The 15,798-nt window shown below is 68.7% G+C and carries 10 protein-coding genes; 4 read left to right on the top strand and 6 right to left on the bottom strand.

Annotation, left to right across the window (positions count from 1 at the left end):
* The coding region (locus QPK31_RS25725; RefSeq protein WP_290425743.1) for a hypothetical protein at positions 1-222 on the top strand (222 nt) is incomplete at its 5' end.
* 267 nt (positions 223-489) lie between these two features.
* On the opposite strand, the gene QPK31_RS25720 is transcribed toward QPK31_RS25725, so the two are convergent.
* Both QPK31_RS25720 and QPK31_RS25715 read right to left on the bottom strand, forming a co-directional pair.
* Complete coding sequence (locus tag QPK31_RS25720; protein WP_290425742.1) at positions 490-801, bottom strand: hypothetical protein; 312 nt, start codon at positions 799-801, stop codon at positions 490-492.
* Positions 798-3,203, bottom strand: coding sequence for a M43 family zinc metalloprotease (locus tag QPK31_RS25715; protein ID WP_290425741.1), 2,406 nt, complete (start codon positions 3,201-3,203; stop codon positions 798-800). Before QPK31_RS25715 ends, QPK31_RS25720 begins: the two co-directional genes overlap by 4 nt.
* A gap of 280 nt (positions 3,204-3,483) precedes the next feature.
* On the opposite strand from QPK31_RS25715, the gene QPK31_RS25710 reads away from it, so the two are divergent.
* From QPK31_RS25710 to QPK31_RS25700, 3 genes are read left to right on the top strand one after another with little or no spacing between them, the layout of a single operon-like run.
* On the top strand, positions 3,484-4,158 hold the full coding sequence (locus QPK31_RS25710) for a (2Fe-2S)-binding protein (RefSeq protein ID WP_290425740.1): 675 nt from the start codon (positions 3,484-3,486) through the stop codon (positions 4,156-4,158).
* A 10-nt stretch (positions 4,159-4,168) separates the two neighbouring features.
* A complete protein-coding gene (locus QPK31_RS25705) occupies positions 4,169-5,152 on the top strand; it encodes a xanthine dehydrogenase family protein subunit M (protein WP_290425739.1) in 984 nt (327 codons plus the stop codon).
* A complete protein-coding gene (locus QPK31_RS25700; protein ID WP_290425738.1) occupies positions 5,149-7,395 on the top strand; it encodes a xanthine dehydrogenase family protein molybdopterin-binding subunit in 2,247 nt (748 codons plus the stop codon). The genes QPK31_RS25705 and QPK31_RS25700 overlap by 4 nt, the downstream gene beginning before the upstream one ends.
* A gap of 69 nt (positions 7,396-7,464) precedes the next feature.
* On the opposite strand, the gene QPK31_RS25695 is transcribed toward QPK31_RS25700, so the two are convergent.
* Genes QPK31_RS25695 through QPK31_RS25680 form a run of 4 tightly spaced genes read right to left on the bottom strand, consistent with a single transcriptional unit; the run spans position 7,465 to position 15,641 of the window.
* Entirely contained in the window at positions 7,465-8,685 is a 1,221-nt protein-coding gene (locus QPK31_RS25695) for a TIGR02679 family protein (protein WP_290425737.1), read from the bottom strand.
* Entirely contained in the window at positions 8,682-12,842 is a 4,161-nt protein-coding gene (locus QPK31_RS25690; RefSeq protein ID WP_290425736.1) for a TIGR02680 family protein, read from the bottom strand. Before QPK31_RS25690 ends, QPK31_RS25695 begins: the two co-directional genes overlap by 4 nt.
* Complete coding sequence (locus tag QPK31_RS25685) at positions 12,842-14,116, bottom strand: TIGR02678 family protein (protein WP_290425735.1); 1,275 nt, start codon at positions 14,114-14,116, stop codon at positions 12,842-12,844. Before QPK31_RS25685 ends, QPK31_RS25690 begins: the two co-directional genes overlap by 1 nt.
* Positions 14,106-15,641, bottom strand: a complete 1,536-nt coding sequence (locus QPK31_RS25680; protein ID WP_290425734.1) for a TIGR02677 family protein — start codon at positions 15,639-15,641, stop codon at positions 14,106-14,108. Before QPK31_RS25680 ends, QPK31_RS25685 begins: the two co-directional genes overlap by 11 nt.
* Positions 15,642-15,798 lie beyond the last annotated feature (157 nt).

The raw sequence follows: 15,798 nt of genomic DNA, 5'->3' as shown, positions 1-15,798 counted from the left end.
TTAATTGTTAAAGAACTTATTCGGTACTGCTTGCTGCGTTTCGACAAATCGTTTTGTTTGTCAGCAGCAGAGAAGCGAGATTATGCAGTGTTTCGTTTGCGTCGTCAACTTCTTTTTTCTTCTTCCCTTTCGCATCTGCTGGTTTGCACTAGCGTTGCGTCGGGGAACAGGACTATAGCAAAGCGTCATCCCCGCCGCAAGGTCTTTGTTTCAACGTCATGACAGCATACTGGTTCATTCCAGCAATAACTCGCTAACCAGTCGATAGGAAAAGATGGAACCGTTCAGGTTTTTTCACGGTCGTACGCAGGTCAGCCGCAAGCTTGTCCATGTACACGGTCACGTCAGAACTGGGCGGCACTTGCCTAACCGGCGGTTCCGGTAATCGGGGGGATCTCGCTGGAGGCAAGTGCATGCCCAGTCCCCAGGCAAACAAAGAGCCGCCTGCCGGCACAGGCAGCCCTCCCCTCCCAATAACAAGCCCAACAGCTACCCCGGCCTGAGCTTCAACACATCGGGCCCGGCTTCGAGCACCTCGATCACGCGTGCATCGCCAAGACGAAAACGGTTCATGCCCAAGGGTGTCAGCTCCGCAGCGGACCGCAGCTGCCGGTCGTCAGGCCCCGGCATGCCGCTGATCACCTCTCCGGCGCCACGGAAATCCAGGGTCTCCCGCCCTCGCCGGCTCGGCGGAAACGGAAAGGTATCGTGCGGACGGTACACCTGCACGTCGCCCTCGTCTTCCTCGTACGAGTGGGCCCAGGTTCCGCTGAGCCCGCCGGTCTGCACCTTGCCCATCATGCGCTCGCAATCGAAGTCTGGGTGCTGCCATGTTGCAGCGTCATCGGCATCTCGACCTTCGCTTCGGTTTCCTCGTCAGCTCGGAACGCGGAGATGTTGCCGCCCAGGTACTCGTAGCCGGTCAGCGACGGACTCCAGGCCGCGCCATTGAACAACTTGTGGTACAGCGCGCTGTCGGTGCCGGTGACGAAGATGTCGAGACGGTTCGGTCCCCAGGCGACGACGCGTGGCTGCGAGGTGCAGACGCCGCCCATCTTTTCGTAGCCGGTGATCGACGGCCCCCAGGACGAGCCGTTCCACCATTTATGGTACAGCGCACTGTCGGTGCCGATGACAAAGATATCCAGGCGATTCGGTCCCCATGCGACCGCTTCCGGCTTGTCGACGCATACGCCGCCAAGCCGCTCGAAGCCCTTGTCCGACGGCCCCCAGGCGGAACCGTTCCACCACTTGTGGTAGAGCGCGCCGTCGGTACCGGTGACGAAGATGTCGAGCCGGTTCGGTCCCCAGGAGACGACTTTCGGCGGCGAGGTGCATACGCCGCCCAGGTTCTCGTAGCCGGTCACCGACGGGCCCCAGGAGCTGCCGTTCCACCACTTGTGATACAGCGCGCGGTCGGTGCCGATCACGAAGATATCGAGACGGTCCGGTCCCCAGGCCACGATCTCGGGCTGGCCGACACAGACGCCGCCCAGGCTTTCGTAGCTGGTCAGCCCCGGAAGCCAGGCGGAGCCGTTCCACGCTTTATGGAACAGCGCCCGGTTCGAACCCAGCACGAAGACGTCGAGCCGGTTCGGTCCCCAGCTGACGGCGCGCGGGTCGTCGACGCAGATCCCGCCCATGAATTCATAGCCGGTCGGCGACGGCCCCCATGCGGAACCGCTCCACCATTTGTGGTACAGCGCGCTGTCGGTGCCGGTAACGAAGACGTCGAGCCGGTTCGGTCCCCAGGCCACGGCTTGCGGCACGCTGGTGCAAACACCGCCCAGCAGGTCGTAGCCGATGGCGGAGGGTCCCCAGGCGGAACCGTTCCACGACTTGTGATACAACGCGCGGTCGGTGCCGAGCACGAAGGCGTCGAGCCGGTTCGGTCCCCACGAGGCCACCGGCGAGGAGCTCGGCCGGATGGCGCCGGCGTTGCTGCCGATCGACGAACGCACCCCGTCCAGGCAAGCCTGCATGCGCGCGACCTGGCCCGCGGAGAACATCACCATCGCCCGGTCGTCGATGTAGTCCATGTAATTCATGAACATGTCGCCGTTCGGGCCATTGCTGCACGAAACGTGCGGGAAGCTGGGGACGCCGACGTTCGCGCCGCCCTGGTTCGGGGTGTCGGCCACGTTGTCGGTGCCGCTGCAGCCGGTGCCGTCGTCGCCCCAGATATGGTTGAGGTTGAGCCAGTGGCCGATCTCGTGGGTGGTCGTGCGCCCCAGGTTGAAGGGCGCCGCGGCGGTACCGGTCGTGCCGAAGGCCGAGTGCAGGATGACGACGCCATCGGTGGCGTCCGGTCCGCCAGGAAATTGCGCATAGCCCAGCAAGCCGCCGCCGAGCTGGCAGACCCACACGTTCAGGTAGTTGGCCGCTGGCCAGGCGTTCAATCCGCCGCTGGCCGTGGACTTGACGGCATCGTTGTCGTTGAAGGAGGCAACCGAGGTCTGGCGCCGTTCGATGCCCGAGGTCGGCGCGCCGGAGGGATCGGTGTTCGCCAGGAAGAATTCGACGCGCGAGTCGGCCGCCAGCGGCAGGAAGGGCGCCGGCGTCGTGCCGACGTCCGGGTTGGTGCGGCGGAAGTCGCGGTTCAGCACCTCGATCTGGCTAGCGATTTGGGCATCCGAAATGTTTTGCGCCGCCGTGTTCCAGACCACGTGCACGACCACCGGAATGCGGGTGATGCCGGTGCGCTGCATACTCGCTTCGCCGCTTGCGAAGCGCACCGTCTCGATCTCGATCTCGTCGCGCCGGCGCGCATATTCGGCATTCGTGGACAGGAGGCGCCGGTGCACGTCCATCGTGCCGCACTTGCGTACCTGCGGAAGGCCGCCTCCGCCGCCCCCGCCTCCGCCTCCGCCTCCTCCACCGAAGCCGCCACCCGCGTTGCCGCCACCGCCGGCACCTTCCAAACCGATGCCGCCGTTGCCCATGCCGCCTGCCGGCATCTCGTACTCGCGCCCGCGGCCGCCCTGCTTCGCTTCCATGCGGCCGGAAGGCATGTCGCCCGTGGGCTCGCGTCTGGTGATGCCCGGCATGCCGCGTTCCTCGGGCGCCAGGTTGGTGTTACCGTCGTTCGGCATCATGCTGCCGAGCGCACCGTCCGCTTCGGGCGCGCCCGACCCTGTCGTCGTGTCTCCTGAGCCGTTACCGTCCGGCATCGGTGCCGCGCCTTTGGATGTTTTCGCTTTCATGGTCTTCCCCTGGTCGCCTGCAATGCATTCGCGCTCTGTCTCGAGAGCACGTCTTTTCCAATCGTTATCAAACTGGAAGCACTGTCTTACGTCGTAAGACAATCGGCAGGGATGAAGTTCCAGGGGTGGGTACATAAAAATCGGCACGTGGTCAAACCGGGATTTCCAGCACGGCACTGTCTGCTTATCCCAACAGACGCGACTATGTGCGTGGTCTAACGGAGCGCACCGGCTCGGCCGGGATAATGGGCCTTCCTGCATGCCGATGCGAAAGACCCTCATGTCGAACCCACTTCCGCCGGATCAAACGGCCGGCAATTGCCCGGACGATGCGCTTGCCGTGTCGCGCCGCGGCTTCCTGCAGACGGCGGTAGCCGCGGCTGCCGTCGTACACCTGCCCCAGGCCGGCGCAGCCCCGGAAGCGGCGAACGCCGCGCCAGTCATCGCGCCGCGTCCGGTCACGCTCGACATCAACGGCAAGGCCTATGCGCTGACGCTCGAGCCGCGTGTCTCGCTGCTCGACGCCCTGCGCGAATATGCCGGCATGACGGGCACCAAGAAGGGCTGCGACCGCGGCCAGTGCGGCGCCTGCACGGTGCTGGTCAACGGCCGCCGGGTGAACGCCTGCCTGACCCTGGCGGTCATGCACGAGGGCGACCGGATCACCACCATTGAAGGCATCGCCCAGGGCGAGCAGCTGGCGCCGATCCAGGCCGCCTTCATCGAGCACGACGCCTTCCAGTGCGGCTACTGCACGCCCGGGCAAATCTGTTCGGCCGTGGCCTGCATCGCCGAGATGCGCGCGGGCACGGCCAGTGCGGCAAGCGGCGACGTGCGCGAACAGGTCGTGCGCTTCGATGACGCCGAGATCCGCGAGCGCATGAGCGGCAACCTGTGCCGCTGCGGCGCCTACAACAACATCGTGGCCGCGGTACGCGCCACGGCCAAGGTCTGAGGGGCGCCGCATGCATGCCATCGACTACGAACGCGCCACCGACACGGCGCACGCGCTGCGCCTGGCGCAATCCGCCGACACCCGTTTCATCGGCGGCGGCACCAACCTGCTCGACCTCATGAAGGGCGGCGTCGAACGGCCGCTGCGCCTGGTCGACATCACCCGCATCGGCCTGGCCGACATCACCGAATTGCCGAACGGCGGCCTGCGCATCGGCGCCCTGGCGCGCAACAGCGATACCGCCAACCACGCGCTGGTACGCAGCCGCTATCCGCTGCTGTCGCAGGCCCTGCTGGCGGGCGCCTCGCCGCAGCTGCGCAACATGGCGACCATGGGCGGCAATTTGATGCAGCGTCCGCGCTGCCCGTACTTCGTCGACACCGCTTTCGAGATGTGCAACAAGCGCCTGCCCGGCAGCGGCTGCGCCGCGCGTGAAGGCTACAACCGCATGCACGCCATCCTCGGCGCCAGCCAGGCGTGCATCGCCGTGAATCCATCGGACATGAGCGTGGCCCTGGCGGCGCTCGACGCCACCGTGCAGGTGGCCGGGCCGCGCGGCAACCGCAGCATCCCGATCGGCGAGTTCCACCGCCTGCCCGGCAGCCAGCCGCAAGCCGAGACCACGCTGGCGGCGGGCGAGCTGATCACCGCTGTCGACCTGCCGCCCCCGGCGTTCGCACGCCATGCCCATTACCTGAAGGTGCGCGACAGGAACAGCTATGCCTTTGCCCTGGTGTCGGTGGCGGCGGCCCTCGACATCGCCGACGGCGTCGTGCGCCAGGCGCGCATCGCCCTGGGCGGCGTCGCGCATAAACCCTGGCGCATGCCGGCGGCCGAAGCGCTGCTGGTGGGCCATCCCCTCGAAGAAGCACGTTCGCGCCAGGCGGCGCTGCTGGTGCGAGGCGCCCAGGGCTTCGAGGACAACCGCTTCAAGATCGACATGGCGCAGCGCGCCACCGTGAGCGCGCTGCGGCGTGCGGGAGGCATCGCATGAGCGTCGTCGGACAAGGAATCGACCGCGTCGATGGACGCCTGAAAGTCACTGGCGCCGCCACCTACTCGGCGGAACACAAGCTGCCGCAGCTGGCGCATGCCGTGATGGTGCAATCGACCGTCGCGAAAGGCCGCATCGCCTCGATCGACAGCACGGCTGCGAAAGGCATGCCGGGCGTGATTGCGGTCATGACGCACCAGAACGCGCCGTGCCTGGCGCTGCCGCAAGGCTCGGAGAAAAAGGAAGGCAAGGAGCAGTCGAAGCCGGACCAAAAGAAGCAGCCGCCGAATCCCAAGCTCTCGCTGCTGCAGGACGACGTGGTCTGGTACAACGCCCAGCCGGTGGCGGTGGTCATCGCCGACACCTTCGAGCACGCGCGCGACGCGGCCCGGCGCCTGCAGGTGCGCTATACCGCCGAGCGGGCCCAGCTCGATTTTGCGCAGGCGAAGAAAAAGCTGCGCCGGCCGGAACCGCAGCCCGAGCGGCCTTCGGACACCGGGCGCGGCAACGTCGCGCGGTCGATGGAGCGTGCAGCCCAGCGGCTCGACGTCACCTATACGACGCCGATGGAGAACCACAATCCCATCGAGCCGCATGCCACCATCGCGCACTGGAACGGCAGCAGCCTGGTGATGTACGACTCGACCCAGAACGTCTCGGGCGTGCAGCGCACGGTGGCGTCGAGTTTCGGCATCGCGCCGGAACAGGTGCGCGTGATTTGCCCGTTCGTGGGCGGTGGCTTCGGTTGCAAAGGGTCGGTCTGGTCGCACGTGGTGCTGGCGGCGATGGCCGCGAAAATGGCCGGCCGTCCCGTCAAATTGGTGCTCGAGCGTACCCAGATGTATGGCCCGGTGGGCGCGCGGCCGCTGACCGAGCAGCACCTGGTGCTGGGCGCATCGACGGCGGGCAAGCTGGCGGCGGTGCGCCACGACACCATCTCGAGCACTGCTTTCCTCGACGATTTCACCGAGCCCTGCACCGCCGCCACACGGATGCTGTATGCCTCAGACAGCCTGCAGACCTCGCAGCGCCTGGCCACGCTGAATGTCGGCATCCCGACCTACATGCGCGCGCCGGGTGAATCGAGCGGCAGTTTCGCGCTCGAGTCGGCAATGGACGAACTGGCGTACAGGCTGAACATGGACCCGGTGCAGCTGCGCCTGGCGAACTACGCGGAAAAGGATCCGGAAAAGGATGTTCCGTGGTCGAGCAAGTCGCTGCGCGAATGCTACCGCGTGGCGGGCGAGCGCTTCGGCTGGGACAAGCGCAATCCGCAGCCGCGCTCGATGAAAAACGGACGCACGCTGGTCGGCTGGGGCATGGCCACCGCCACCTATCCGGCCAATCGCCAGAAGGCCAAGGCGACCGCCATCCTGCTGCCCGATGGCACGGCCGTGGTGCGCAGCGGCTCGCACGACCTCGGCACCGGCACCTATACAGTGATGAGCCAGATCGCCGCCGATGCGCTTGGCCTGCCGGTGTCGAAAGTGCGCTTCCAGCTGGGCGATACGATGCTGCCCGAGGCGCCGGTATCGGGTGGCTCGCAAACTGTGGCCAGCGTCGGTCCGGCCGTGCACCAGGCGGCGCGTGCGCTGCGCGACAAATTGATGGAGCTGGCGATCGCCGATACGGCTTCGCCCTTGCACGGCATGGCAGCCGGCGACATCGACGCCGCCGACGGCTGGCTGGTGGCGCGTGCAGCGCCGGGGCGGCGCGAGCAGATGACGGCCATCGTCGCCCGTGCCGGCGGCGAGCCGGTTAGCGCCGATGCCAATGCCGCGCCGGGCGAAGAGAAAAAGCGCTATGCCATGCATGCATTTGGCGCGGTGTTTGTCGAAGTGCACATCGATCCGGACGTCGGCACCATCCGCGTGCCGCGCATTGTTGGCGCCTATGGCGTCGGACGGGTCATGAACCGCAAGACCACGCACAGCCAGCTGATGGGCGGCATCGTCTGGGGCATGGGGATGGGCTTGATGGAAAAGACGGAAATGGATTGGCGCTTCGGGCGCGCAGTGAATGCCAACCTGGCCGACTACCACGTGCCCGTGAACGCCGACATCGGCGCCATCGATATCGTCATCGTCGACGAAGAGGACAAGCAGATCAATGAACTGGGCGCGAAGGGTGTCGGCGAAATCGGCATCACGGGCGTGGCCGCCGCGATTGCGAATGCGGTCTACCACGCCACCGGCAAACGCATCCGCGATTTGCCGATCACCCCCGACAAGGTCATGGTTTGAGTTCGTAGGGTGGGTTCTCGAACCCACCATTTCACCGTCCGCACACCGGCATAAGACAGTTCCAGGGCGTCACGCGTTCAGCCGCATATCCAGGTCCGGCATCAGGCTGGCGGCAAGGGCTTCCTCGTCGATTGCCCGCCCATGTACCTGCATGGCCTCGGTGAGCGCGCCCTCCCACCGGGCCGCAACCTCACTGCCCGTAAGCGGACGCGTGGCGTCTCGATTGTTGTCCAGCGCGGCAAGGTAATCGGCCACGCCGAAGCGCCATGGCGCGGCGCCGAACATCTCGATCACGGTATTCGCAATAGCGATGCCCGGCCAGTCGACATCGCCGTGATACCGCAATCGGGCGCCCGCCTTTGCCAGTTGCGACAGCAAGGCACGCTGCGCCGCCGCCGGAATGCCATCGGTGCACACCAGCGGCGCACAGTGCGGTCCGAGCGCATCGGCTGCAATGGCCACCAGGTTCGGGTTTTCGCACACGTAGACGTCGCGCCCGGCGACGGCCCATACCGGCGACGAACGCAGCAGAGCGCGCAGCGACAAGTAGCCTGGCTCACCACCGCCTGGCGCAAGTCCGCCGACACTGCCAGGCAGGTTCAGAAACAGCGCCGGCCGCGCCAGCTCGTTCACCAGCACGCCCGCCGCGGCCCATAGTTCGCGTACCGTTTCTTCGCCCTCGACATCGTCCTTCCCGGCCCGTTCGTACCGCAGCACGGCGAGCAGGAGGGTGGCGACCGGACTGCCCGCGTCGAGTCCATGCGCGTCACCCAGCAGTTGCGCGGCCAGGTGGGAACGCGTGACAGCCGGCGCCGGCAAGCGCGCCAGCACATTCTGCACCTGGGCGACCAGCTGCACCGCCACCGGCTGGCGCACGGCCAGTCGCTTGAGCAGACCCAGGCCGCGGCCATCGGCCAGGAAAGCGGCCAGCCTGGCATCGGTCGCCAGCGCGCGCACGCCTTCCCATTGGATCGCCGTCTCGCTGCGCGCCGCAGCCAGGTCGACCAGCGGACCATCGAGCAACTCGAGCGCATGCCGCAGCGAGTCCGCCAGTCCGGCATGCAGCAGCCGCGCATCGAGTTCGGCGATATCGAAGCGCAGCGACCCGGCATCGCCCTGGCGCCGGCCCAGCAGGCCGGCCAGGGCATCGCGCTCCGCCGCGTCCAGGTTCCCGAGTGTGATGACGCCGTCGCCGCGTCCGCGTTCGTAGCGGCCGCGCAGGCGCTTGCGCAGCGCGGCCAGCGCGGCGCCGCCCAGCAGGCGCTGCAGCCTGGCGTCGGCGCCGCTCATTCGGCGCCGGCGCCGGCCGCCTCGGGGAAGCGCCGCGCGCCGTCTTCCTCGAGCCGGCGCGCGCGTCCATCCCAGCTCCAGCGCGACACGTACACGGCATCGATGCCCTCGTGCCGCTGCAGCTGGCAGATCGACACGCCGGGCAGCTCGGCATAGCAGGCCCATTCGCGCTCGCTGGTCATGACAAAGTCGAGATCGAACTCGCGCACCAGCGCCATGCAATGCGCGCGTGCCGCATCGTCGATGCCGGCAAAGGCTTCGTCGAGCAGCACCAGGCGCGGCGCGTGGCGCGAACCGGCATGCGTGTAGAAACTCGACACCGCCGCGAACAAGGGCACCGTCAAGCCGAGCGCGCGTTCGCCGCTGGAGGCGGGACCGGACAGCGGCCGCCATTGCCCATCCTGCCAGCGCTGCACGCGGAAACGGTGCCAGCGCCGGTAGTCGAGTGCACGGCCCAGCAGTTCGAGCAGGCTCCCGCTGCGGCCGGCATCGTCGCGTGCACGTTCGGCGGCGATCCGGTTCTGCAGCATCCGGCCCACCACTTGCCGGTCTTCCGGCGACCAGGCGTCGTAGCTGGTGTTGAGCAAGCGCTTGCGTGCGGCTTCCAGGCCCACCGGCGCGCCCTCGCTGCCCTCTTCCAGCGCCAGCCATTGCAGGCGGAAGCGCACGCCGGTCGAGGTCGGGCGCCTGGCCAGTTCGGCATTGATGGTGTCCACCCGGCGGTCGGCGTCCTGCAGGCGACGCTGGATCGCCGCCGCGACCTCGGCCTGCAGGTGGTTTTCCAGCACCTCGGTCTCGCGGGCAGTCAGCAGTTCCTGGCGCTGCGCGATCTCGGCGCGGATGGCGGCTTCAATGATGTCGGGACGCTGCGGCCGGTTCTGATAGACGATGGTGACGATCATCCCATGGTCGCTCGGCTCGGCCTGGCCCTGGTGGCCGAGCGCCGTCAGTGCGCTCTGCAACAGGGAAAAGTCGTGGGCGAAGGCGCCCTGCACGCGCGACCAGTCGGCATCCTCGGCATCCACCTCCTGTAGCAGCTGTTCCGCGCGGCGTGCGATATGCAGCGCCGGCTCGATGCTCCATGGCGTGGCCGGCAGCTCGAGTTCAGGAAGCGCAATGGCCAGCAGTCCGGTGGCGCCGAACTGCTGCAGCCCATGCACCGCGCCCTGGCGCAGCGCCGTCCGTTCTTCCATGGTCGCCGCGGCGTTTTCGGCGCGCTGGCCGCTGCGCGCACGGGTTTCGCTGGCCACGCCGAGACTGGCGCGCGCATGCTTCAGCGCGGCCTCGCCGTCCTGCACCGCCTGGCGCACCGCCGCCAGGCGCGCCGTCAATTCGCCCACGTGGGCGCCGACCTGCTCGCGCAGCGTCGCCAGCCGGGCTTGCGCCTCCTCGACGGCCTCGGCAACGCGCGCCCTCTGCTCGCTGCGGCTGGCCACTTCGCGGCTGCGGTCTTCGAAACGCTCTTCCTGGCGGCGCCGTTCCGGCAGGACGTGGCGCACCTGCTGGACCTGCAGCAGCAGGTCCTGGAGTGCCTGCGCAGCGGCATCCAGCGCGGCCGACACCGCCGCCAGTGCGCCGCTATCCTGCGGTAGCCGCAGGTCGTCCGCATCGTGCACCAGGGCCTCACGCGCGCCACGCCAGGCGTCGGCCGCCGCGGCCAGGCGCGCCTCTGCCGCGGCCAGCCTCTCGGCCGCCTGGCGCCGTTCGCGTTCCAGCGCACTCACCTGCAGGTGGGCATTGCGCAATGCGGTGTCCGGCGGCGCCGTCTCCCATTCCGCCGCTGCGCGGGCGCGTCGCCCGGCCAGCAGCTGCAAGGCCGCGGCCAGCGCCGCGCGTTCCTGCGCCAGCGCCGCCAGCAGCGCGTCGATCTCCGCGATACGGCGCCGGCGCGCCTCGGCCCGGCTGGCCGCCCCGATGTATTCGGCGGCAGGCTTGGCCCAGGCGCCGCCCAGTGGACCGATGCGGAAGCGCCCATCCGGCGCGACCCAGGCCTCGGCGCCCTGGTCGTCGAGGCTGCAGGCCACCGATGCGAGCAGGCGCTCAACCATCACCGGATCGAGCGCGCAACGCTGCGCCGGCGCCAGCCAGGCGGCCAGCGATGCCGGCTGCGCCGTGCGCGTGATTAGCAGCGTATCGAACAGCGACGCAGCCGCACCGCCATCGACGGCGCCGTCCGGGCCGACCCAGGCATCGAGCAGGCCGGCGGCCTCCAGCGCCGCTTCGAGGCCGGCACGCGCGCCCGCGTCTTCCACGGCCGTGCGGAACTCGACCAGTTGCCAGAACGGCGCGCCAGGGCGGTCCGCCGGACGGGCCGCCGGGTCGCGCTGGTAAGGCGCCGGCGGGGCGCTGTCCTCGCCCTGCGCCAGGCGCGCGCGTTCCGCCGCGAGAGCCAGCGCCTGCTCGTCCAGCGCCGCACGGCGCGCCAGCGCGGCCGCTTCGTCCTGGGCCAGCCGCACACTGCGTTCATGCTGGGAACGCGCAAGCGCAATGCGGGCCGGATTTTCCCCTTCCAGGCTGCGGGTCCAGTCGGCCAGGGCCGGCAACACCATTGCGCTGTCCAGCGCCAGTTCACGCAGCCCAGCCGCGTGCGCGCTCCAGGACTCCACCAGTGCATCGGCCTGCTCCAGCAGTTCGGCCTCGCCGGCTGCGACGCGCGCGGACGCGCCGGCCAGGGCATCGGCGTCGGCGTCGCGCCAACGCTGCGCCGCATCGCGCGCTCCGGTGGCGGCGTCGAGCTGGCGCAAGCGCTCCGCCACCAGGGCGATCTCGGTCCGCCGCTGCGGGCCGAGGCTTTGCAAGCTGCGCTGCAGCTGCTCGTAGTCGGCGGGGCCGAGGGCGGACAAGGCATCCGGCTGCTTGAATTCGGCCAGCGCCGCCGCGAATTCGTCGCGTTCGGCCAGGCCGGCCGTGGCGCCGGCCTCCTCGAACACGGCGGCGCAATGCACCAGCGCGCTACTCGCCGCATCGGCGCGCTCGGCATAGCCGCGCAGGTCGCGGGCATCACGGGCCTGCCGCTCGCGCGCCTCGCGCAGCGCGGCGTCGGCCGCCGCCATGTCGCGTTGGCGGGCGGCGAACTGGCGCGCGAGCTCATCGATGCGGTTTGCATCCTGCATCAGCGGGTCGGCCTGCATTTCATCGAGCGCGGCGCGGTCGCGCAGTTGTTGCGCATCGACCGCGTCGAGCGCTGCGCGCAGGGCCTGTTCGCCGAGAACGTCGGCATCGAAGGCGGCGCGGGCCTCGTTCAGGTCGCGGCTGGCCTTGTCGAAGCCGGTCTGGGCGCTGCGCAGCACGCGCGCCTGGCGCCGTGCATTCACGCGCGCGTACTGGCGGTAGCGTTCGTTGAACTGGCCGATCGCTTTCGCCAGGTCGCTCAGTTCGGCCAGCTGCTGGCCATATTCCTCCAGCTGGTTCATGGCTTCGGCCACGTCGGCCAGCAGTTCTTCCGGCAGCGGCGCCAGCGCTTCGGTCAGGGCATGCGACAAATTGTCTTCGTTCGGCTTTTTCGACAGCTGCGGCTGGCGCAGCTGGATCAGCGTATCCATCAGCGCGGCGTAGCGCGCTTCGCCGAGGTGGAACAGGCGTTCGTCCACCGCGCGGCGGTAGGCCTGCGCCGTGTCGAACAGTTGGCCGCTGCCGTCGAGCGCCTGCCCCAGCCGCTCCTTGCCCAGCACCGCGCGCTGTTCATTGATCAGCCACAGGTCGCGCCCAACGCGCTGTCCCTCGGTGATGAAATACCAGGTGTCGACTTGCGTGCGCGCCGCCACCGCCGACAGGCCGCAGCCCAGTGTCAGGTAGTGCGCCTGGCCGTCTTCGCCGATGCGGCCGAACTCGATCCAGGCATAGCCGACGCGCCGCTCGTGCTTGCCGAGCAGGAGATTCCACGCCATCTTCTTGGTCGCGTCGCCATCGGGTTCGATACGCGAAGACTTGATGCTGGCGTCGAACAGGAAGGGCAGCGTGAGCGACAGCACCTTCGATTTGCCGGTGCCGTTATTTCCGCGCAAAAGCAGGTGGCCGTCGCGGAACCAGAACTCTTCGCTGTCGTAGTGAAAGAGTTCGACGAGGCCGATGCGCAGCGGCTGCCAGCGCGCCTGAAGCGGTTCGGGAAGCGGCGGCAGCACTGGTGCTGCGCCGGCGGAGAACAGGGAATCGAGCATCAGAACAAGGCATCCTGGGCGCGCTCGGCGCCCTTGGTTGAAGTGCGCTTGCGCGCAACCAGTTCGGCGTCGCCCAGCGCGAAGCGCGCCAGTGCCGGTAATGGGAACGCGCCCGCGGCCTCGCGTCGGACCAGGCGCAGCATCGCGAGCCGGGCCAGGGCATTGGCGGCGAGCCCGGTTTCGGCGCCGGGTTCGCGCGCGGCTTTGGCCCAGAAACGCCCGTATTCGGGAATCAGGCCACGCACCGCCTCAGCCACCGCCGCCTCGCTGACCGGGGTTCCGGGCTGGGCGCGGCCGGCGGCGGCCAGGAATTCGGCGACCAGCAGGGTCACGTGCGATGCGGTGCCGGCGGCCGGCATGGCGACGTCGGTCAGTTCGCCGCTGTCGTCCACCAGGGCCAGGCCTTCGGCGCGCTGCTCGGCGTGCAGGCCGGCGGCTTCGCCCAAGCGCGCGGCCAGTGCGCCACGCTGGTTCTGGAAGTAGGCGCGCAAGGCCGGCCGCTCGTCAAGTTCGTCGAGATAGACCACCGGGTCGTCGAGCAGGCGGCGAGCCAGGTGATGGCGCATTGCGGTGCGGCGCCCTTCTTCGCTGTCCGGCGTGAACTCTTCGGTCAGGGCGGCGAGCCGCTCGTCCAGCTGGGCCGGAGCGTTTTCCGGAGCCCAGGTCGACGGCCCGCGCGCAGCAGCCAGCAGGCCGGCCAGCGCACGCCGGCGCACATCGTACAGGGCGTCGCCGACCTTGCTGACAAAGGCATCCTCGTCGCCTGCCACGCGCAGCAGCACGCCCAGCGACAGCAAGTAGCGGCAGATGGCCACCAGTTCGCGCCGCTCGTGATGGCTGTCGAGCGTGAAGGTGAAGCCGCGCGCGCCGAGTTCCGGGTCGGCGGCCAGGGCCAGCAGCTTTTCGCCCAGGGTACGCAAGGTGATCTGCGGCTCGGCGCGCTCGAGGGCCGCGCAGGCCAGGCAGAACAGGATGTAGCGGCGGCGGTCGAATTCGTCCGCGCCGCGTGTGGCGTCGGCCAGGTCCGCCGGCCGCTTGTACAGGCGCGCGCAGTCGCGCTCGACGTGCAGGATCCAGCCTGCCGCCTGCGAGAACCAGTCGCGCAGTTCTCGTTCGTGACGGCGCACCGCGTGAAAGGCCGGATGCGATGCCGTCATCAAGGGGCACATCAGCAGGGCGCGCAGGGCGTCGCGGCGCTCGTCCTCGCGGTGGCGCGCGAGCACGTCCTTGACCTGGACCGCGTCGGGCGCACGGGCGCCGGCCTCACGCGCCATGATGGTCTCCGGCCGCCGCGATCGTCAGCAGGTGGTCGCGTCCGGTGAAAGTGCCGAAGCTGGTCCGGATGCTGGCGATGCTGTCCTCGGCCAGGGGCACGAGGCGGATCTGCAGCAATCCATCCGCACTTTGGCACACCACCTCGGCGCCGGGACGGGCCTGCACCACCAGCGCTTCGCCGAGCAGGTTCAGGAACAGGCGGAAGGCGTCCGCATCGAGCATGCCGAGTTCCGACAGGCGCGTGGCGCGGCCGGTAGTGAGGATCGCACGCGCCGCGTCGATCTGGGCGCGCTCGGCCGCAACGCGCGCGGCCAGCATGGCGCGCTCGGTGTCGCGCGTGCGGACATGCGGGGCGGCGCCGCGCGGCGTCAGCTCGCCCTGCTCGCGCAAGCGCGGATGCACGCGCACTGGCGGCGCATCGGCCCAGGGGGTGGAGGCGGGCACCGGGTCTGCGCTTGCGGTTTCGGCCTGCAGGCTGAAGTGACGGGCCGGATTGAGTGCAAAGCCGGCTCGCCACAGGCGGTGCGCCTCGGCGTCGCTGCCGGTATCGGCAAACCAGCGCGCCAGGATGCGGAAGTCCGCCGAGCGGTCGCTGCGGCCGCTACGTCTTTCGTTCAGGCTGGCTACCGCCGCCAGCAGTTGGGGAATCGCCGCCCTCACCTTGGCGCGCAGGAGTTCCGACTGGGCCTGGATGTGGCCGTCGCTGATGAACCAGCGCGACAAGCCACGCCAGCGCTCGCGCCAAGTGGCGACCCGCTCGGCCAGTGCTGCGGCTTGCCCGGGTTCGTCGCCGGGCGCCGCATCGCGCCGTTCGCGCTGCGCTGCCAGTACGAGCAGCGGCTCGATCCGGCTGTCCAGCTCCAGCAGGCGGCTGGCAATGGTGCCCGAGCGCCCGACCAGGTCGCTGACGAAGCGGTTCAGGTAATCGATCAGGCGCTGCTTGAAGGCGATCACAGCCTGCACGTCGGCCTGCTGTAATTCGATGGTGCGGGCCACACTTGCCATGAAAGCCTGGGCGTTATCGGCCAGGCCGTCGAAGACGCGCACCAGGTCGCGCAAGGCGGTATGCACCTTGGCCGGATCGGGCGCGGCTTCGGCGGCCAGGGCCAGCAGGGCATTGAGCTGGATGAGGATGTCCTCGAGGGCGACGGTCTGCAGTTCGCTCTGGCGCGCCAGGGTGCGCGCAAACACGGCCAGGCCAGCCTCGACCGCCTCGCCGCCCAGCGACAATCGGTACAAGAAACGGGCGCGGTAGAAATCCTCGACGCTCGAGACGCGCGCCGTGTCCGGGTGCGCTTCGAGGTTGCCCCAGTCGGTCAGGGCCGCCAACGCTTGCTGGATTTCCTCGATTGAGGGCGTAGTACCCGGCCAGCATGCTTCGATCTGCACTTCGTCCGGGCGCAACTGCAGGCGGAATTGCCGCTTCGCGGCCGCGAAGGTGTCCATGATTGCCCGGTACAGCGCAGCCTTGTCTGCCGCAACGTGACGGAACAGGTCTCCAGCGGATTGAGCGAGCGTGGGCATCGGGACTAGCGGCAAATCGGTGAATCCCCGACTATAGTGCCGGGTTGCGTAAAGGTCAACGTATCCTGTTGTAGGGTGGGTTCTCGAACCCACCGGTTTTTGTGTTGATGGCATAGCGGTGGGGACGAGTCCCCACCCTACTTCCATGCACAGCCGT

It is taken from the genome of Massilia sp. YIM B02769 (assembly GCF_030411995.1).
GTDB lineage: Bacteria > Pseudomonadota > Gammaproteobacteria > Burkholderiales > Burkholderiaceae_D > Telluria.
Note: the sequence above shows the minus strand (reverse complement) of the source record. Positions and strands in the feature narration are given on the sequence as shown.